13 protein-coding genes and 1 pseudogene are annotated in these 19618 nt (G+C 78.2%); 7 read left to right on the top strand and 7 right to left on the bottom strand.

Going from position 1 to position 19618, the window contains the following annotated elements:
• Positions 1 to 19 precede the first annotated feature (19 nt).
• Complete coding sequence (locus MHY85_RS14820; protein WP_239197639.1) at positions 20 to 403, bottom strand: DUF5997 family protein; 384 nt, start codon at positions 401 to 403, stop codon at positions 20 to 22.
• A gap of 96 nt (positions 404 to 499) precedes the next feature.
• On the opposite strand from MHY85_RS14820, the gene MHY85_RS14825 reads away from it, so the two are divergent.
• From MHY85_RS14825 to MHY85_RS14840, 4 genes are all read left to right on the top strand, one after another.
• The gene (locus MHY85_RS14825; RefSeq protein ID WP_239197617.1) at positions 500 to 1375 is read left to right on the top strand and encodes a LysR family substrate-binding domain-containing protein; all 876 of its coding nucleotides are present in this window, start codon (positions 500 to 502) and stop codon (positions 1373 to 1375) included.
• Positions 1376 to 1384: 9 nt separating this feature from the next.
• The gene (locus MHY85_RS14830; protein WP_239197641.1) at positions 1385 to 2119 is read left to right on the top strand and encodes a Sir2 family NAD-dependent protein deacetylase; all 735 of its coding nucleotides are present in this window, start codon (positions 1385 to 1387) and stop codon (positions 2117 to 2119) included.
• A gap of 45 nt (positions 2120 to 2164) precedes the next feature.
• Positions 2165 to 2773: a PadR family transcriptional regulator gene (locus MHY85_RS14835; protein WP_239197619.1), complete on the top strand. Its 609-nt coding sequence runs from the start codon at positions 2165 to 2167 to the stop codon at positions 2771 to 2773.
• A 71-nt stretch (positions 2774 to 2844) separates the two neighbouring features.
• Positions 2845 to 4374: a DHA2 family efflux MFS transporter permease subunit gene (locus MHY85_RS14840; RefSeq protein ID WP_239197621.1), complete on the top strand. Its 1530-nt coding sequence runs from the start codon at positions 2845 to 2847 to the stop codon at positions 4372 to 4374.
• Positions 4375 to 4521: 147 nt separating this feature from the next.
• Here the strand turns inward: MHY85_RS14840 and MHY85_RS14845 are convergent, their stop codons facing one another.
• From MHY85_RS14845 to MHY85_RS14865, 5 genes are all read right to left on the bottom strand, one after another.
• Entirely contained in the window at positions 4522 to 5556 is a 1035-nt protein-coding gene (locus MHY85_RS14845; protein ID WP_239197623.1) for a cation diffusion facilitator family transporter, read from the bottom strand.
• Positions 5553 to 6029, bottom strand: coding sequence for an ABC transporter substrate-binding protein (locus MHY85_RS14850; protein WP_239197625.1), 477 nt, complete (start codon positions 6027 to 6029; stop codon positions 5553 to 5555). The genes MHY85_RS14845 and MHY85_RS14850 overlap by 4 nt, the downstream gene beginning before the upstream one ends.
• 90 nt (positions 6030 to 6119) lie before the next feature.
• Complete coding sequence (locus MHY85_RS14855) at positions 6120 to 11333, bottom strand: SdrD B-like domain-containing protein (RefSeq protein ID WP_239197627.1); 5214 nt, start codon at positions 11331 to 11333, stop codon at positions 6120 to 6122.
• Positions 11334 to 11486: 153 nt separating this feature from the next.
• Positions 11487 to 14147, bottom strand: a complete 2661-nt coding sequence (locus MHY85_RS21925) for a LuxR C-terminal-related transcriptional regulator (RefSeq protein ID WP_239197629.1) — start codon at positions 14145 to 14147, stop codon at positions 11487 to 11489.
• A complete protein-coding gene (locus MHY85_RS14865) occupies positions 14144 to 15409 on the bottom strand; it encodes an MFS transporter (protein ID WP_239197631.1) in 1266 nt (421 codons plus the stop codon). The genes MHY85_RS21925 and MHY85_RS14865 overlap by 4 nt, the downstream gene beginning before the upstream one ends.
• A 67-nt stretch (positions 15410 to 15476) precedes the next feature.
• On the opposite strand from MHY85_RS14865, the gene MHY85_RS14870 reads away from it, so the two are divergent.
• Together MHY85_RS14870 and MHY85_RS14875 are read left to right on the top strand one after the other, a co-directional pair.
• Positions 15477 to 16505 (top strand): LacI family DNA-binding transcriptional regulator, encoded by a 1029-nt coding sequence (locus MHY85_RS14870; protein ID WP_239197633.1) that lies wholly within the window; start codon positions 15477 to 15479, stop codon positions 16503 to 16505.
• A gap of 141 nt (positions 16506 to 16646) precedes the next feature.
• On the top strand, positions 16647 to 18467 hold the full coding sequence (locus tag MHY85_RS14875) for a glycoside hydrolase family 2 protein (protein WP_239197635.1): 1821 nt from the start codon (positions 16647 to 16649) through the stop codon (positions 18465 to 18467).
• Here the strand turns inward: MHY85_RS14875 and MHY85_RS14880 are convergent.
• Positions 18443 to 19063 carry a hypothetical protein gene (locus tag MHY85_RS14880; protein WP_239197637.1) on the bottom strand — a complete coding sequence of 207 codons (621 nt, stop codon included), beginning with the start codon at positions 19061 to 19063 and terminating at the stop codon, positions 18443 to 18445. The two genes, MHY85_RS14875 and MHY85_RS14880, sit on opposite strands and share 25 nt — an antisense overlap.
• 116 nt (positions 19064 to 19179) lie before the next feature.
• Here MHY85_RS14880 and MHY85_RS14885 point away from each other — a divergent pair.
• A pseudogene (locus tag MHY85_RS14885) lies at positions 19180 to 19618 on the top strand (hypothetical protein); the annotation flags it as partial.

The raw sequence follows: 19618 nt of genomic DNA on the forward strand, positions 1-19618 counted from the left end.
GGTCAGGCGCGGGGGCCGGTCAGGCGCGGGGGCGGTCGCCCTTGCCCTCGGCGGCGCGGGCGGCGTCGCGCTCGCGCAGGCGCTGCTCCTCGCGCTTCACCTCGGCCTGCGTGGCGCGCTCGCGGTGCAGCCACTCCGGCGACTCCTCGACGATCGCGTCGATCTGCTCGGTGGTGAGCGGGTCGGTGAGGCCGTTGCGGGCGAGGCCGGACGTCGAGATGCGCAGCCGCGCGGCGACCACGGAGCGCGGGTGCGGGCCGTTCTTCCGGAGGTCCGTGAGCCACGCCGGGGGGTTCCGCTGCAGGTCGTCGAGCTGCTCGCGGGACACCGGGCCCGCCTGGAACTCCGCAGGCGTCGCGGGCAGGTAGACCCCGAGCTTGGCGGCGGCCGTGGCCGGCTTCATGGTCTGCGGCGTGCGCGCGCGGCGGGCGGGAGCGGGGATGGGCTCGGAGGTCACCGCACCAGGATACGGACGCGGCGCGCGGCTACGCTGACGCCGATGTCCGAGCCTCCCCCTGCCGCGCCCGCCGAGCCCGCCGCGACCGACGACCCGCCGCGGTTCCGGCTGCTGCTCGTCCCCGGCGTCGTCCCCGCCTCCTGGGTGCGCACCTGGCGCGAGCGGGTCGCCGACGTGCCGCTCGAGCTGGTGCACGCGCCGGCCGCCGACGCCGGGGCGGTGCTCGCGCGCGGCGAGGCCGACGCCGCCCTGCTGCGGCTGCCCGTCGACCGGGACGTGCTGTCGGCGATCCCGCTGTACGTCGAGACCACGGTCGTCGTGCTGCCGAAGCACCACCTGCTGACCGCGCTCGACGAGGTGGGCCCGGACGACCTGGCCGAGGAGACCGTGCTCACCCCGGCCGACGACGTGCTGCGCTGGGCCGACGCGCCCGGCGAGCCGTCGCTCCTGCCGCAGCCCGCCACGACGGAGGAGGCCGTGGCGCTCGTCGCCTCGGGTGTCGGGCTGCTGCTCGTGCCGCAGTCCCTGGCCCGGCTGCACCACCGCAAGGACCTGACGTACCGGCCGGTCACCGGCGCGCCCGGGTCGCAGGCCGCGCTCGCCTGGCTCGGCGACCGGGACGGCGACCCGCTCGTCGAGGAGCTGATCGGGATCGTGCGGGGGCGGACCGTGAACAGCTCGCGGGGCCGCGGGTCCGCGTCCCCGGCGGACGCGGGCACGGGCGCCGCGCGGAAGGACGGGAAGCCGGACCGCTCCGGCGGTGCGGCCCCGGCCGGCAAGGGCGCGGGCGGCAAGGGCGCGGGCGGCAGGGGTGGCGGCGCCCCCGCGCGCGGCGGCCGCCCCTCCTTCGGATCGGGCGGGGGTCGCGGGCGGTCCGGCAGCCGGCCCGGCTCGTCCCGCGGCCGCAAGGGTCGCTGAGCCGTGCACATGCCCGCCCCCGGCCTGCGGGTCACCGTCCTCACCGGCGCCGGCATCTCGACCGGCTCCGGCATCCCGGACTTCCGCGGACCCGACGGCACCTGGACCCGGCACCCCGAGCAGGCCGAGCTTCTCGAGATCGGCCGGCTGGTCGCCGACCCCGACGTGCGGCGCCGCGGCTGGGAGATGTGGCGCACCCACCCCGCGTGGACGGCGCGGCCGGCGGCGGGGCACCGCGCGCTGGTCGACCTTGCGGACGCCGGACACCTCCAGGCGCTCCTCACCCAGAACTTCGACGGGCTGCACCAGGCCGCGGGCTCCGACCCGGCCGACGTGGTGGAGCTGCACGGCACCCTGCGCACCACCTCCTGCCTGGCGTGCGGCGACCGGCAGCAGACCGTGGACGTGCTCGCCCGGCTGGACGCCGAGCCGGACCCGCCCTGCGCGGTGTGCGGGGGCATCCTCAAGCCGGACGTCGTCTACTTCGGCGAGCGGCTGCCCGACCGGGCGCTGGAGCGCGCGATCGCCGCCGCCACCGACGGGGACGTGCTGCTCGCGGTCGGCACCACGCTGACGGTGCAGCCCGTCGCGAGCCTGGCGGCCCTGGCCGCCGACTCCGGCGCCGAGGTGATCATCGTCAACGCCGAGCCGACCCCGTACGACGGGATCGCCGACCGGGTGGTGCGCGAGCCGATCGAGCAGGCGCTGCCGACGCTGGTCGCGGAGCTGCTCGCCCGGGGCTGACGGCCGCCACGCGCGGCGGGCATCGCCCCGTCCCCACTTCCCTGCATGGGACAGATGTCCTATAGTCCACATGGAGTAATCAAGAAGGAGCATCACGTGGCAGGCTCGCTCACCCCCCTGGCGGTCGCGGTTCTCGCGCTGCTGGTCGAGCGCCCGCTGCACCCCTACGAGATGCACCAGGTGCTCCTGCACCGCGCCACGGACCGCATCGTCAAGGTCCGCCCCGGCTCGCTCTACCACTCGGTGGACCGGCTGCACCGGGACGGGCTCGTGCGGGCCGTCGGCACCGAGCGCGCCGGCAACCGCCCCGAGCGCACCACCTACGAGATCACCCCGGCCGGCCGCGACGCGCTCACCGAGCAGCTCGCCGCGATGATCGCCGCGCCGGTCAACGAGTACCCCCGCCTGCCGCTCGCGCTGGCGGAGGCGCACAACCTGCCGAGGGCCACCGTCCTCACCCTCCTCCGCGACCGGCGCGCCCGGCTGGCGGCGGAGCTCGACGACCTGCGCGCGGGCGTCGAGCGGGTCCGGGCCAAGGACCTGCCCGCCCGCTACTGGATCGACCTGACGTACCAGATCGCGGTCTACGAGACCGAGTCGACCTGGATCGCCACCTTCATCGAGGGCATCGAGTCCGGCGACATCGCCTGGTGACCCGGCGCGGCCACCCGCCGCGCGCCCTTCCACCCGCTCCGCACGAGCACGCGTCCCTGCGAGGAACCCGCATGTCCGAGACCGCCCGTCCCTGGCCCGCCCTCTGGGCGCTGGTCGTGGGCTTCTTCATGATCCTGGTCGACACCACGATCGTGTCCGTCGCCAACCCCGCCATCATGGCCGGGCTCGGCACCGACATCGACGCGGTGATCTGGGTGACCAGCGCCTACCTGCTCACCTACGCCGCCCCGCTGCTCGTCACGGGACGGCTCGGCGACCGCTTCGGTCCCAAGCCCGTGTACCTCACCGGCCTGGTGGTCTTCACCCTGGCGTCCCTCGCCTGCGGCCTGGCCGGGTCGATCGGCGTGCTGATCGCCGCGCGCGCCGTCCAGGGCCTGGGCGCCGCGCTGATGACCCCGCAGACCATGGCCGTCATCACCCGGATGTTCCCGCCGGACTCCCGCGGCAAGGCGATGAGCCTGTGGGGTGCCGTCGCCGGCGTCGCGACGCTGGTCGGCCCCATCCTCGGCGGCGTGCTCGTCGACGGGCTCGGCTGGGAGTGGATCTTCATCGTCAACGTGCCGGTGGGTGTCGTCGCGTTCGTGCTGGCCTGGCGCCTGGTGCCGCGGCTCGAGACGCACGCGCACCGGTTCGACGTCCTCGGCGTCGTGCTCAGCGCGCTCGGCATGTTCCTGCTGGTGTTCGGCATCCAGGAGGGCCAGTCGTACGACTGGGGCCTGATCGGCGGCTGGCTGCCGGTGTGGGGCGTCGTCGGGGCCGGCGTCGTCGTGCTCGGGCTGTTCGTCTGGCACCAGGCGCGGACGAAGGACGAGCCGCTGCTGCCGCTCGGCCTGTTCCGGGACCGGAACTTCGCGCTCGCGAACGGCGCGATCAGCGCCCTGGGCTTCACCGTCACGTCGATGTCGCTGCCGCTGGTCTTCTACTACCAGCTGGTGCTCGGCTTCTCCCCCACCCGGTCCGCGCTGATGCTCGCGCCGATGGCCGTGATGACCCTGGTGCTGTCGCCGGTGATCGGCCGCCGCGTCGACACCGCGAACCCGCGGAACATCGCCCTGGTTGGCATGCTGCTGCAGGCCGGCGCGCTGGTGTGGTTCTTCCTCTGGCTGAGCCCCGACCCCGACCAGTGGGCGCGGCTGCTGCTGCCGAGCGCGGTGCTCGGCGTCGCGAACGCCTGCCTCTGGTCGCCGATCTCGTCGACCGCGACCCGCAACCTGCCGCGCGCGCAGGCCGGGGCCGGGTCGGGCGTGTTCAACACGACCCGGCAGATCGGCTCCGTGCTCGGTTCCGCCGCGATCGCCGCGCTGATCCAGGCGCGCCTCGTGGCCGAGCTCGGCGCCGGTGCCGGGGACTCGACGGGCGCGGCCGAGGCCGCGGGCTCGCTGCCGGAGGCGCTCACCGCCGGGTTCTCGGACGCCATGGCGCAGTCGCTGCTGCTGCCGGCGGCGATCGCGCTGGTCGGCGCGGTGCTGGTGGCGTTCTTCGCGGCGCCGTCCCGCGGCGGCCACGGCGCCCCGGCGGCGGCCCCGACCTCGGCGGCGGCCTCGGACGGCGCCCCTGCCGCCGACCGCGCCACCGCCTGACCCCTCCCGCGGCGCCGTCCCGCAGCGCCGAGTGTGCAGCCGACACGTCGAGTGAGCATCCGGCGGATGCTCACTCGACGTGTCCCGTACCCAGTCGGCGCGGCGGGCGCCGGCGCCCGGGCGGCCCGGGCGGCCCGGGCGCCCGCGTCAGCGCGCGTCCGCCCCCGCGCGGCGCTCGTCCTCGCCGGGCGGCGCCGCGACGTCCGGCAGCATCTCCTCGGGCAGCTCCTCGACCGGCACCACCACGAGGTCCTGCACCTTCCAGTCCAGCGCCGTCGCGGCCGCGCGCGCCTCGGCCAGCTCCCGCAGCCCGGGTGCCCGGCCCGCGCGCGGGACCACGAACGACTCGACGTGGAACACGTGCCCCTGGTCCCGGACCCGGGAGCGGGCGTCCTCGACCCAGGGCAGCTCCCGGAGCCGCTCGTCGATCGCCCGGTCCAGCGGGTGCGGCTCGTCGCCGTCCACCGTGGTGGCCCGCGCGTCCATCAGCGCGCCGGCCGCGACCCGCAGGTTGCCGATGCCGTCGCGCAGGATGCTCACGGAGATGAACAGCGCCGCCGCGGAGTCGGCCCACCACAGGCCCGCGCCGATGCCGAGGATGCCGACGACCGAGCCGAGCGCGGTCATCCAGTCGGCCTTGTTCATGTCGGCGTCCGCGTAGAGCACCCGGTCGTGCAGCGTGCGGGCCAGCGGCATCTTGGCCCGCCCGAGCAGCACCGGCGGGATCCCGGTCAGGACCATCGCGCCGATCATCGGCCAGCCGGCCCAGAACACGTGGTCGCCCAGGTGCATCACGCCGACCGGCGGGTGCTCCGCGGCGAGCAGCCCGCTGCCGGAGTCGACCACGAGGAACGCGCCCATCGTGAGCAGGGCCGCGGCCGCCACGAGGTGCCCGACCCCGACCGACCGGTGGTACCCGTACGGGTGCGCGGTGGTCGGCCGGCGCCGCGCGAACCGCACGGCCACCAGGAACGAGATCGGCGGGATGAAGGACAGCAGGTCCTCCGTCCACGCCGCCTTCATCGCCTGCGAGCTGCCCATCACCAGGTACACCAGGCTGACGCCGACGACCAGGAACGCGATCGTGCCCCAGGCCAGCCGGACGGCCCGGCGCAGGGCCGCCGACTGCTCCGGGGGCAGCTCCGTGTGACCGAACGTGGCGGTCGTCCCGGGCGCGCTCACGGCAGCACGTCCCGGTGGTGCTCGAGCAGGAACGTCTCCAGCCGGACGAGGAACGCGTTCTCGCCGAGCGGCGCGGCCATCACGTGCGGCTCGGGCGCGCCGTGCTCGTCGGGCACGGTCGTGTACGGCGTGGTCAGCGCCGCCCGGGCCGACCACGGGGACCGCCCCGTGAAGCCGCCGACGACGAGGTCGAGCTCGCCCGCCTCCAGGTCGCCGATCAGCCGCTCCTCGCTGCCGACCGTCCAGTCGACCTCGGCGTCGAGCGTCTCGGCGAACTCGGCGACCACCTCGGCCTCGAGCCCGGACGGCGGTGCCCCCTCCTCGACCACGGTCCACGGCGGGTTCGCCGTGATCCCGACGCGCAGCGCGTCGCCCGTCACCCGCTCGAGCGTGCCGTCGGGGTCGGCGGGGAACCCGCCCGAGCACCCCGCGAGCAGCGCCGCGGTCAGCAGCAGTCCTGCGGTGCGTCTCATGCGGCCCGAGTGAAGCGCCTTCCGCGCGTCCGCGCACGTCGGGCCCCGCTCCCCCGGCGGTCACCGGAGGGGCGGGGCCCGACGGGCGGGTCAGCCGCGCCGGCGGCCGAGCCGGGCGCTCAGCGCCAGGCCGCCCAGCCCGAGCAGGACGACCGCCGCCGCGAGCAGCCCGAGGCCCGACCCCGTGACGGCCAGGGCACCGCCGCCGGGCGTCGTCACGGCGCCCGCCTCTGCGGGGACGGCGCCACCGACCGGGTCGCCGCCCGCGGGCGGGTCACCGGGGTCACCGGGGTCACCGGGGTCACCCGGGAGCGTGGGACCGAGCACCCGCACCAGCCCGGCGTCCACCGTCGGGTCCACGTAGTCCGCCCGCGCCCCGTCCCCGGGACCGACCGGGCGCACCTGCGGCGCGTCGGCGCCGAGCGCGACCTCGCGGGTCCAGCCGATGGTGTCGGCGTCGGAGTCCTCGGCCGCGTCCCCCCGGCGCGGGCCGGTGAACCCGTACCGCCCCGCGAGGTCGCCGTCGAGCACGAACTCCACCCGGTACGTCCCGGCCGGGAGCAGGTCGAACAGGTACCGGCCGTCGGCGTCCGTGGTGGTCGTCGCGACCGGCTCGTCCGAGCCCGCCGGGTACAGCCGGACTGTCACCCCGGCGACGCCCGGCTCGCCGGCGCCCTGCCGGCCGTCCCGGTCGTCGTCCAGCCACACCCGGTCGCCCAGGGCGTAGGTCCGGTGGACCGCGACGCCGGCCCGGTTGGGCTCGAGCGTCTCGTGCTCCAGCCCGGCGGGCGTCACGCTGGCGGTGGTCACCACCATCGTGTTCCAGGCGGGCGCGTCCACGTCCGCCGCGGCGGTGTCGTAGGCCGTCGCCGACCGGGTCCGGAACGTGGCGGTGACGGTGTCGCCGGGCCGGAGGTTCTGCGCCGACAGGTCCAGGTCGACGCGCAGGCCCCGCACCCGGGACAGGTCGTCCACCTGGTCCGCCGGCGTCCAGACGTCGGCGGCGCAGCCCGTGCCGAACGGGTCCGCCGACCGCGGGTCGCCCGTGTAGGTGCAGGTCGCGCCGCCCAGGAGGTAGGAGACCGCGGTCCGCGCCCCGTCCGGCAGCCCGGTGAGCTCCAGGTCGCCGAGGTACTCGGTCGCCCACACGCTGCCCCGCGCGCTGGTGCTCTGGGACCGCGACGTGCCGGTGTCGCCCGCGAACGGCAGCACGTCCACCAGCGTGGCGCTCGCCGTGGGCAGGTTGCCGGTGTTGGTCACGCGCAGCCGCCAGGTCTCGGTGCCACCCGGCTGGGTGCGCACGAGGCAGGGCGTCCGGTAGAACCCGTCGGCCGACACGCACTCCTGGCCGCTCGCCGAGGTGTTCACGACCCCGGTCGGGGTGGCGCCGGGCGCCAGGTCCTCGGCCACGTCCTTGACCCGCAGGTAGTTCGGCAGCGCCACGACGTCGATCCGCGCGGTCGCCTCCCGGGTGAGCCCGTCGGCGGACGACAGGACGAACCGGTTGGTGAGCACCGAGCCCGCCGGGGTCCCGGCGCGCACCGCGAGCGGCACCGTGACCGCCACCTGCTCGCCCGGCATGAGCCGCGTCCCGGGCGGGAACGTCACGCGCACCTCGCCGCCGTCGACCACCACGGACGGCTCCGCGCTCGCGATGGGCGCGTCGTCGGGGGTGACGGCGACCGATGCGGCGCCGTACGCGTCGGGGTCGTAGACGAGCTGCGGCCCGGTGGCGTCCGCCGGCAGCACGTCGGCCAGCACCGGGTCGACGATCGGCGCCGTGCCCGTGTTGGTCGCGGTGAGCCGGAACGGGAGCCGGGAGCCGGGGCCCGTGGTGGTGGTGCCGGGCGTCTTGGTCACGGTGGCGTCCAGGACGCCGTCCGTCACCTCGTAGGTCGCGAGGGCCGGGTCCAGGACGACCGGGGTCGGCTGGTGCTCCGCCTGCACGGTCCCGGTGACCTCGTTGATCAGCGTCCCGGCCGGCACCTGAGCGCCGGTGCTGCGCAGCGTCGACCGCGGGCTGAGCGCGAAGACCGCCGTCGGGCCCTCGAACCCGCCGATCTGCCGGTTGGCGAACCAGGAGCCCGCAGGTGCCCGGAAGGTCACCCGGACGCCGGTGACGTCCCGCCCGGACGTGCCGTCCGGCAGCGCCGCGGCACCGTCCGGCAGCGGCGGCATCGTGGTGCTCACACCGGGCGGCAGCGCGCTGCTGACCGGCGCAGTCCAGGCGCCGCCGACGCGGTACTGCACGTCGGCGGTGTAGCCGGCCCCGTCGGCGGCGGTGACGCCCGCGAGCGCCTCCAGCCCGACCAGGTCGAACGCGTCCCAGAACGCCTCGGACGTGTCCTCGAGCACGTAGGTCGCCGGCCGGCTCACGGCCGCGTCGCTGACCCGGCGCGCGCTGAGCGACAGCCGCACCGTGCGGTCCTGCGCGGCGTACCGCGTCCCTGTGCCCGGGGAGACGGACTTGGCGAGCGCGCCGTCGAGCGGCTGCAGCGCCTCCGGGTACAGCACCGTGCTCGCCTGGGCGACGTCGTCCGGCGTGCCCGGGCCCAGGTCGCCGACCAGCGTGTTCGTGAGGGTGGTCGACGCCGGGGCGTCGGCCGTGCCGGTGATCGCGGCGCCGGACCGGGTCTGCGCTCGCAGCACGGTGTCCGCGACCACGACCAGCGCCGCGCCGTCCGGCAGGGTGCCGTCGGCGCGCGCCTCCACCGAGACCACGTCGGCGAGGTCGGCCGGGGACAGCGCCGCGACCGCGGCCGCGGACCCGAGGTCGTGCCGCACGCCGCCGTCGGCGCCGCGCAGCACGACCCGCACGTCGTCGGTCCCCGCCGGGGCGGTGACGGCCAGCCGGGTCAGGTCGACGTGCTCGAAGGTGCTGCCGTCGTCGGTCGCCGGGTCGGGGTCGACCAGGCGCAGCGACCCGACCGGCACGCCGGAGACGTTCTGCACCCGCATGGTCAGCCGGTTGGCCGGCCGGTCCGCGCCCGGCTCGGCGTTGTCGACGCCGATGAGCGCCGAGGCGTCGCGCCAGGACTTGCTCGCGTCCACCCGCCGGATGTCGACCGGGGCGTCGCCCGGCCCGAAGGTCACCGCGTCGCCCGCGTCGGACGGACCGGTCAGCCCGGCACCGACGCCGCTCCCGGTCGCCTCGACCGCCACGGTGTTCCGCAGGGCGGTGCCCGCGGCGACCGCCTCGTCCAGGGCCAGCACCAGCGCCACCCGCGGGGTGAACGTGCCGTCGGTCGGCAGCGAGGCGCCGGTGGGCGTGTAGACCACGCGGACGCCGTCCGCGCCGGCCGGGACGGCGAGGTCCAGCAGCGACGTCGCGTCCGTGGTCGGGCCCGCCAGCGACACCCAGTCGCCGCCGGTGCGGGCCAGGACCTCGGCGCGCGCCCCCGCGGGCACCTGCACGGAGCCGACCCGGTCGAGCACCGCCACGTCCCACAGGGACGAGCCGGCGTCGCCGCCGGCGGCGTCCTCGACCACCAGGGACCCGACGGGGACGGTGGTGTCGGCGGACACGCGGCCGGTGAGGGTGGCCACCAGCTCCTGGCCCGGCGCGCCGGGCAGCGGCGCGCCCTGGGCCTGCTGGGTGAGGGACTTGCTCGCGGTGGTGACGACCTGGCGCGGGACCACGGTCAGCCGGGCGGACGCCGTCCGCACCGCCGCCGGGGTGCCGTCGGCCGCCTCGCCGTCGACCGCCACCTCGTTCGTGAACGTGCGCACCGGCGACCAGCCGGCGTCGGTGGCGACGCGGAACGGCACCGTCGCCGCGGCGCCCGGGGCGAGCGCGCCGCGGTACTCCACGACGAAGCCGGTGACGACGGCGCCGGCCGGGGGCGCGGGCCAGGTCGAGGTCCCGCCGCTCGGCGGCTGCACCGCGACGGGTCCGCCCACCCCGGTCCCCAGGAAGGTCACCGTGGCGCCGTCCGCGCCGGCGGGCCAGGCCGCCGCGTCCACGGAGCCGGAGCCGTCGGTGCCGAAGCCGTCGAACCCGAGCAGGCCGGCGGCCGGGTCGCCGAGCGGACCGGCACCGGGCGCGGAGGGCTCGGCCACCCGCAGCAGCGACAGCGCGGAGTTCGAGGCGTTGCGCGCGGTGAGCCGGACCACCGACGTCTGCCCCGCCACCACCTCGGCGCGCGCGGCGCCGTCGAACGTCTTCCCGGCCGCGACCTCGACGGTCACCGGGTTGATCTGGAACGCGGCGGACGCCGTCGCCGTCGCGTCGCCGCGCGGCGTCGCCAGCGCGGCCGACGCGGTGTTCGGCACCCGGGTGGTGGCGTCGCGGGGCGCGGTGCCCGCCTGCCCGAGCACCAGGGCGACGGAGCCCGCGGCCCCGCCGGGCACGAGGGTGCCGTCGGCGGCGCCGTCGCCGGCGAACCGCAGCGCCACCGCCGAGACGGTCGCGAGGTCCACGCCGCCGGCGTCCAGGGTCGTGCCCGGCGCGAACGGCCCGACGGTCACGGTGCCGCCCGGCGTGCTGAGGTCGACCGACAGCGCGGTCGCGCCCTCCGGCGCGGTCCAGGCGCCGAGGCCGCGCAGGACCAGCGGCGTGCCGGGCCCGAACGCGGCGGGCGTCCCGGCGGCCGGGTCGGTCACGGTCAGCGCCGTGGCGGCCACGGGCGAGGTGTTCCGCGCGCCCAGGGTGACCGTGACGTCGCCGGGGTCGCCCGCGACCTGGTCGGCCGGCTCCACCCGCTTGGTGACGGCGACGCTCGGGGTCACCGGCACCGCGATGCCCACGGTCGCCGGGGCGCTCACCGGGTCGGCGTTGCTCGCGGTGACGTCCGCGGTGTTGGTCACCGACCGCCCGTCCCAGGACAGCGGCGTCCCGGCCGGGAGCGTGGTGCGCAGGAGCACCGAGACGCTCTGGCCGGCCGCCAGCCCGACGACGCCGGGGTGGCTCGGGTCGGTCTCGCGGAACGCGACCCGGGCGGTCGCCCCGGACACCGCGACGACCGCCTGGCCGGTCTGCTCCGCCTGGACGGTCACGCCGTCCGCGTCCAGCACGAACGGCTCCGGCACCGCGTCCTCGAGCGCGACGTCGGCGCACATCGCGACGATCGACTCGCAGGTCACCTCGACCGTCCACGTCACGCCGTCGCCCGGGCGCGCCGTGGTGACCGAGGCCGTCTTGCGGACGGCCAGCGTCCCGCGGTCCCCGTCCGCCGCCTGCGCGACCTGCGGCGCCGCCACCGCCAGCACCGCGCTGACCAGCAGCAGCGCGATCACCGTCGCGACCGCCGTCAGCCGCCCCAGCATCCCCCGTGACGCGCCGCGCGCGCCTGATCCCCAGCTCATCCCCGTGCCCATCCGTCTCGACTGCGCCGGCGGTGCGGGCGCGGGTCGCGCGCCCTGGTCCGGCCGATCGGGGATCGGGACGGCCGGCGGGGCCGCGGAGGTGAGGACCGGGGTGAAAGGGGTGACCGCCCCGGACGGCGTCGCGGACGCGGGTCAGAGCAGGCCGAGCTCCCGCACGCGCGCGACGGCGTCCGCCCGGCTGCGGACGCCGAGCTTGCGGTAGGCGGTCCGCACCTGGGACTTCACGGTGTTGTGCGAGACGTGCAGCCGGGCGGCGACCTCGGCGAGCCCGGCGTCGTCCGCGAGGTGCCGCAGGACCACCAGCTCGCGCTCGGTGAGCCCGACGCCGGGCGCGCCGTCGGGGACCGTCGCCGGCAGGTCGGCGAGCCGGTCGAGGGCGGCGGCCGTCGCCGGGTCCGCCGCCGCCGACCGGGCGAGCGCCGCGCGCTCCGCCGGGCTCACCAGCAGCCAGCCGGTCCGCGACCCGCCCGCGGCGAGCACCGCGCACGCCTCGCGCAGGGCGCGGGCGGCCACGGCCCGGCGCGCCTCGTCCCCGGCGCGCGCCTCGTCCCCGGCGCGCGGCTCGGCCCGGCGGTCGCGGGCGGCGTCCGGGTCCGGCACCGTGGCGGCGGCGAGCAGGAACCGGCGCGCGGCGCGCAGCCGCGGACCCTCGTCGGGCAGGTCGGGCGCGGCGAGCAGCGCGCGCGCCTCGTCGCGCCGCCCGGTGGACAGCAGCAGGCGGCCGCGCGCCACCCGGACCGCGGCGTGCGGGCGGCGGACGGGGTCGAGGAGGTCCAGCCCGCGCTCGGGCTGGCCGGCGGCCAGCGCCAGCACCGCCCGCGACGCCGCGAGCCGGGCGCGCCAGTAGCCGCTGGCGGGCGCCCGCCGCCCCCGGCGCAGGGCCGCCGCGAGCGCCTCCTCCCCCGCCGCGGCGTGCCCCAGCACCAGGTCGGCGGTGGCGCGCGCCTCCGCGAAGGCGGGCCAGAACTCGTTGGTGCGCAGCTCCACGGCCAGGTCGTCCAGCAGGGCGACGGCCGCCACCGGGTCGCCGTCCTCGAGGGCGAGGTGCACGCGGGCGAGGTCGAGGGGCGAGCGGCGGTAGGCCGTCTCGGGACGGCGGGGCGGCTCGATCCCGGCCGCCGCCGCGGTGGCGGGGCGCGCGCCGGCGACGTCGCCCTGCACCGCCAGGAAGCCGGCGGCGAGCGCCTGCGCGGAGAACGCGCCGAGGGAGCCCGCACGCTCGTGCGCGACCCCGCCGGCCGCCACCTCAAGGCCGTGCTCGACGTCGCCCGCGGTGAGGAGCGAGGTGCCGAGCTGCCGGTGCAGGAGCCCCCGGAGCCCGTCGACCGTGGCGTCCGCGCCCGGTGGCGTCGCGGCGAGGTGCTCCACCGCGGCGAGCGCCGCGGTCCGGGCGCGGCCGCCCCGGCCGAGCAGCCGCATCGCCACGCTCTCGGCGGCGCGGAGGACCGCGCGCTCCGCGGTCGTGGCGCGCGGGAGGTGGAGCACGGCCGCTCCCGCGGCCACGGCGAACCACTCCAGCGCGCGGGCGCGGTGCTCCGCCCGGGTGTTGTGCAGCAGGGCGACCAGCAGCGCCAGCGCCGGGCGCGCCGCCACCGCGGTCCGCGGCAGCCGCTCGAGGACCCGGATCGTGTCCTCGGCGCTGGTGCGCTGCCCCGAGCCCCACACCCGCATGACGACCGACGTCACCAGGTCCGGGTCGCCCGTCTCCGCCGCCGCGTGCAGCGCCGGGTAGTACCGGCCCGCGTCGAGGCCCCAGGCGACCACCGTGCGGAGCAGGTCCGCGACCGCGCCGGGCTCGGTGCGCGCGAGGTCCGCCCGGAGGGCGGCGCGCACCACGGGCGTGAGCCGGAGCTCCGGGCCTGCCGCCGCCGGGGCGCCGCCGGGCACCCCGGGGGGTTCCTCCCACGCGCCGAGCCCGTCCCGCTCGAGGCGCGCGAGCAGCGCCGCGGCACCGTCGCCCGCCAGGGCCTCCGCGAGCGCCGGCGGCACGACGGCAGTGACGGACACCCGGCGCGCCGCCGCGAGGTACGCCGCGTCGCCCGGGTCGCGCTCCAGGGCGGCGAGCACGCCCCGCGCGGCGACGGCGACCAGCGCGTCGTGCGGCGCGGTGCGCAGGTCCACCTGGCCGGCCGCCCCGGCGAGCGCCACGGTCCGCACCAGCAGGCCCAGGCCGTCGGTGGCCGCCCGCACCCGCCCGGCGGCCTCCGTGGTCTGGCCGGCGCGCGCCAGCACCTCGGCCACCTCGTCCTCCGCCAGGCGCAGGTCCTCCGGTCCGAGCACCGCGACGTCGACCCGCACGGCGGCCTCGGCGAGCAACCGGTCCTGGGACCCGCGGGTGGTGACCGCGACGTGCAGCAGGTCGGTGCCGGCGAGCACCTCGACCAGGCCGTGGTCGACGCCGGGCGAGGACACCGCCTCGTAGCCGTCGAGCACCAGCAGCACCGGCGACGCCAGCGACCCCAGGGCGCCCACCACCGCGCCCGCCACCGCACGGCCGCCGCGGCCGGCCGCCGACTGCGCCGCGCCGGCCGCGCGCCCGTCCACCAGCCCGGCCTCGACGAGCTGCTCGAGCACCGCGGGCCACAGCTCGGGACCGGCGGCCTCGGCGTCCAGCCACAGCACCGCCCTGTCCGTCGTCGCGCGCACCCAGGACGCGAGCAGGAGGCTCTTGCCCGCGCCCGCCGGACCGCGCAGCACCAGCAGCGCGGTCCCGGGGTCCAGCCGCTCGCGCAGCCCGCGGCGCGGCACGGCCCACGACGGCACGCGGGGCACGCCCCGGCGCACGGCGGTCACCGGCCGCCCCGGGCCGCGGCCGCGAGCGCCACCGCGCCGGCGGCCACCGCGAGGGCGGCGGGCAGCTCCGGCCGGACCCCGTAGGCCGCCGTCGCGAGCAGGGGCCCCAGGACGAAGGTCAGCGCGTTGCCGGCGTTGACGACGCCCGCGACGTCGCCCTGGCGGTCGGCGCCGACCGCCACCGACGCGGCCGACGTGCACCCCGCCGCCCCCGCGCCGACCGCGGCGCCGAACACCGCCGCCACCCCGACGAGCACCGGCGCCGGGACGGGCGCCAGGTACGCCACCAACGCGGCGAGCGCCGCGCCCGAGCCCCCGCGCACGAGGCGCCACGGCGCCCACCGCAGCCGCGGGACCAGGACGCCCTGGGCGAGCATCGACCCGAGGCCCGCCGCGAGCAGCAGCGTCCCGGTCAGCGCCGTGGCGGGCGCCGGGCCGAGGCCGTACCGGTCCTGGACCAGGAAGCCCACGCTGCCCTGGACCAGGGCGAGCGCGAGGAACACCGCGACCGAGGCGGTCACGGCGACCCGGACGCCGGGGACCGCGAGGGCGCCCAGCCGGTCGCCGGTGGGCGGCGGCCGCACGCCCCCGGGGCCCGCCGACGCCACCGGTGTCCCGCCCCCGGGCGCGCGTGCCGACGCGAGCACCGCGGCGCCCGCACCCGCGAGTACCAGGACGGTCGCCAGCACCGGCACCACCGTCCCCAGCCCCGCGAGCACCGCGGCCAGGCCGGCGCCCACCGCGGTCGCGAGCCCGCGCACCGCACCCGCGCGGGCGATCCAGGCGACCCGCTCGGCCTCCGTGCGGGAGCGGGCGACGAGCACCACCTGGGTGGCCGGGCCGGCGGCGGCGACCGCGGCGCCGACCCCGAGGCCCCGGGCGAGCAGCAGCAGCACCCAGGCCACGCCCGCGGGCAGCAGGTCGCCGGCGGCGAGCACGGTGGCGACGGCGACGGCGCCGAGCGCGCCCGCGAGGACCGCCGCGAGGAGGACCGGCCGGGCACCGCGCCGGTCCGCGCGCCGCCCCCACCACGGGCTGCTGGCGACGACCACGGCCCCGGACAGCGACGTCACCGCACCGGCCTGCCAGTCCGCGAGCCCGAGCTGCCGCGTGAGCGCGGGCAGCACGGCCGCGGTCGCGACCTGGGCGACGCCGACCGCGCCGAGCGCGACCAGCGCCACGGCCGCCGCGGTCCGCCCCCGACGCGCGACCTGGTCCGCGGTCGTCGGGCCGACGACGGGCGGCGGGGGGCTCGGGGGCACAGCCGCACCCTACCGACGCCGCACAGGGGGCCCACGGCCGCGTCCCGGCACCGCTAGGGTGCCCCGCATGGCGCGCAGGTCGGCGGTGACGCTGCAGGAGGTGGCCCGGGCGGCGGGCGTGTCCCCGCGCACCGTGTCCAACGTCGTCACCGGCTACCCGCACGTCGCGCCCCGCACGCGCGCCCACGTCCAGTCCGTGATCGACCGGCTGGGCTACCGGGCGAACGCCGCGGCCCGCTCGCTGCGCACCGGGCGCACCGGCCTGCTGGGCCTGGTCGTGCCGGCCCTCGACCAGCCCTACTTCGCCGAGCTCGCCCGCGCGGTGGTCCGTGAGGCCACGGGGGCCGGGTTCACGGTCGTCGTGGACCAGACGGACGGCGACCCGGACCGGGAGCGCGAGCTGCTGCTGCGCGGCCCGCGCGGCGCGCTGTTCGACGGCCTGGTGCTCAGCCCGCTGTCGCTCACGCCCGACGACCTCGCGGCCGCGGACCCGGACCGCCCGGTGGTGCTGCTCGGCGAGCGGACGGTGCCGACCTCGTTCGACCACGTGCACATCGACAACGTGGCCGCCGCGCGGGACGCCACCGCCCACCTGGTCGCGACGGGCCGGCGCCGGATCGCCGCGATCGGGCTGGAGCCGGGCGCGGCGGCGCGCACCGGCCCGCAGCGCGAGGCGGGGTACCGGGCGGCGCTCACCGACGCCGGGCTGCCCGCCGACCCGCGGCTCATGCGGTACGTCGACGCCTACGAGCGGTCGGCGGGGTTCGCCGCCATGTCGGCCCTGCTCGACGCCGACCCCCGGCCGGACGCGGTGTTCTGCTTCACCGACGTCCTGGCGGCGGGGGCGCTGCGTGCCTGCCTGACCCGCGGCGTGCGGGTGCCGGACGAGGTCGCGCTGATGGGGTTCGACGACGTCGAGGAGGCCCGGTTCGCCACGCCGTCGCTCTCCTCGGTGCGGCCGGACCGGGACGCGATCGCCCGCGCCGCGGTGCGCCGGCTGGTGACGCGGGTGCAGCGGGGCGACGAGGCCGGGCCCGCCCAGGACGTGACCGTGCCGCACGCGGTGGTGGCCCGGGAGTCGACCGCGACGCCCTGACGGCCGTCCGCGGGCCGGTCGCGGCCCCGCGACCGGCGCGGCGCGGCGCGCCCGGGCACGGACGTGACGCGCGCCTTTGCCACGTGGCAACATGGCCGTGCGCGACCTGGCCAGCACTCCCGCGACACCGAAGGACCGCCCATGACGACGACGTCAGCAGCCGACCGCGGCCTGCACCCCCGCCCCCAGCTCGTCCGCCCGGACCGCTGGTGGTCGCTCGACGGGCCGTGGGCCTTCGCGTTCGACGACGCGGACGCCGGGCTGCGCGAGCGGTGGCACGCGCCGGGGGCGGCCGGGCGGTTCGACCGGGAGGTCGTCGTGCCGTTCCCGCCGGAGTCCGCGGCGTCCGGGGTCGGCGACCACGGCGACCACGCCGCCCTGTGGTACCGGCGCACGTTCGCGGTCCCGGGCGGCCTGGACGGCGCGCCGGGCGGCGACCGGCTGCTGCTGCACCTCGGCGCCGTCGACCACGAGGCCGACGTGTGGGTGGACGGCCAGCACGCGGTGCGGCACGAGGGCGGCCAGACGCCGTTCTCGGTCGACGTGACCGACCTGCTGGACCCGGACGTCGCCGCGGAGGAGCACGTCGTGGTGGTGCGGGCGACCGACGACCGCACCGACGTCGAGCAGCCGCGCGGCAAGCAGGACTGGCAGCCCGAGCAGCACGCGATCTGGTACCACCGCACGTCCGGCATCTGGCGCACCGTGTGGCTGGAGCGCGTCCCCTCCGTGGCCGTGGCCGACGTCGCCTGGCGGCCGGACGTGCCGGGCGGCCGGGTGGCGGCGCAGGTGCGGCTCCGCGCGGTCGCGCCGGCCGGGACCCGGGTCCGGGTGCGGCTGACCCGCGCGGGCGAGGACCTGGGCGCCGCCGAGGTGCCGGTCGAGGGCTCCGTCGCGGACGTCACGGTGCCGATCGCGCGGCAGGCGAACGGCCAGCAGTACGAGCGCCTGCTCTGGTCACCGGACAGCCCGGTGCTGATCGACGCGGAGGTCGCCCTGCTCGGCCCGGACGGCGCGGAGCTCGACCGCCTGGAGTCGTACTGCGGCCTGCGCTCGGTCGCGGTGCTCGGCGGCACGCTGCTGCTCAACGACCGGCCGTTCTTCCTCCGCTCCGTGCTCGAGCAGGGCTACTGGCCGGAGTCGCACCTCACCCCGCCGAGCCCCGACGCGCTGCGCGCCGAGGTGCAGCTCACCAAGGACCTCGGGTTCAACGCGGTCCGCGTGCACCAGAAGGTCGAGGACCCGCGCTACCTGTACTGGTGCGACGTGCTCGGGCTCGCGGTGTGGTCGGAGACGGCGGGCGCGTACCGGTTCAGCGACGAGGCGGTCGCCCAGCTGACCCGCGAGTGGCTGGACGTCGTGCGGCGCGACGTGTCCCACCCGTCGATCATCGCGTGGGTGCCGTTCAACGAGTCGTGGGGCGTGCAGCACATCCCGCACGACCCGGCGCAGCAGGCGTACAGCCGGGCGCTCACGGACCTGACCCGCGCGCTCGACCCGACGCGCCCGGTCATCTCGAACGACGGCTGGGAGCACACCGCCTCCGACCTGCTGACCGTGCACGACTACGCCGACAGCGGCGCGGTGCTCGGCCCCCGCTACGCCGACGCGGCGGCGGTCGCGGCGACCCTCGACGGCGTCGGGCCGGCCGGGCGGCGGATGTGGGTCGGCGGCCCGGCCCCGGAGCCGGAGACGGTCCCGGTGCTGCTGACCGAGTTCGGCGGCGTGTCCTACGCCCCCGGCGCGCCCGAGGGGTCCTGGGGCTACTCCGAGGCCCGGTCGACCGAGGACCTCGAGGCGCGGCTGTCCGACATCGTCGGGGCGGTCCGCGCGTCGACGGTGCTGCAGGGCTACTGCTACACCCAGCTCACGGACACGGGCCTGGAGACCAACGGCCTGTGCGACTCCCGCCGGAACCCCAAGCTCCCGCCGGAGACCTACCGCCGGATCTTCGCGGGCTGAGCGCCGTCGCCCGCGCGGGGCTCCTCCTCGCGCCGCGCGGGCGTCAGCGTCTCCCACACCGGGCCGAACACCAGCCACCCCACCAGCACGAGCGTCGCCCGCGCACCCCAGCCGAGCAGCACCTCGCGCTGCTGCGCCGCCGCCTCGCCCGCGCCCGACGCGACGAGCATCAGCACACCGAGCACCGCCCACGCGACGGCCCAGGCCAGCAGCACCCGCAACCACAGCGCCCACTCGTACCGGACCCGCACCGGCCCGTGCTTCGGCGGCCGCACCGGCTCGGGCCCGCCGAAGAACCGGTGCGCCACCCACGCGTCGACCGCGTGCACGGTGCGCTTCCCGAACGCGACCGTGAAGCCGAGGTACAGCGCCGCGAGGCCGTGGGTCCAGGTCGCCTCGCTCCCCCGGAGCAGGTCGCCGACCGTCGCGACGACCAGCACCACCTCGAGCAGCGGCTCGCAGAGCAGCAGCACCGTCGACAGGCGCCGGCGCCGCAGCACGTAGCGGGCCACGACCGCGGCGGCGAGGAACACCCAGAAGGCGACCTCGCAGGCGACGACGAGCAGGGCGACGGGGTTCTCGCGCAGGGCGTCCATGCGGGCAGCCTCCCCGGGCGCGCCGGGCGGGGGCGTCGGCCGTCCGCACGATCCCGCGGGGGCGCCTCGTCCGTTCGGAGGACCCGCGCGGGGGAGGTCCGTGCTGGGATGGCCGCATGCCTCCGCGACGACCCGCCCGGTGGCCGCGGCCCGACGACCGCGGCGTCGCCCTGGTGTACCTCGGCGTCGGGCTGCTGCTGCTCGGCCTCGGCGTGACCAGCACCCCGCCGGCCACCTCCGGCCCGGCCGCCGACGCGCTGCACGCCGGGCTGCTGGTCGCGGGCTGCGCCGCGCTCGCCGCCAAGCGCCGGCACCCGCTCGCCGTCCTGCTCGTGACGACCGCGGCGTTCGCCGGCACCCTCCCCGCCGGCGGCTCCGTGGGCCTGCTGCTGGTCCTGGTCGACGCGCTGTACACCGCGGGGGTGCAGCTGCCCCCGCGGGCGCGGCGGTGGCTGGCCGTCGCCGCCGTCGCCCTCACGGCGGGGGCGGGGGGCCCGCCCCCCCCCGGGGGGGGGGCCCCGGGGCCCGCCGGGGGCCCCGAGGCCGCGTCGGGGT

It is taken from the genome of Cellulomonas sp. ACRRI, from assembly GCF_022346185.1.
Lineage (GTDB): Bacteria > Actinomycetota > Actinomycetes > Actinomycetales > Cellulomonadaceae > Cellulomonas.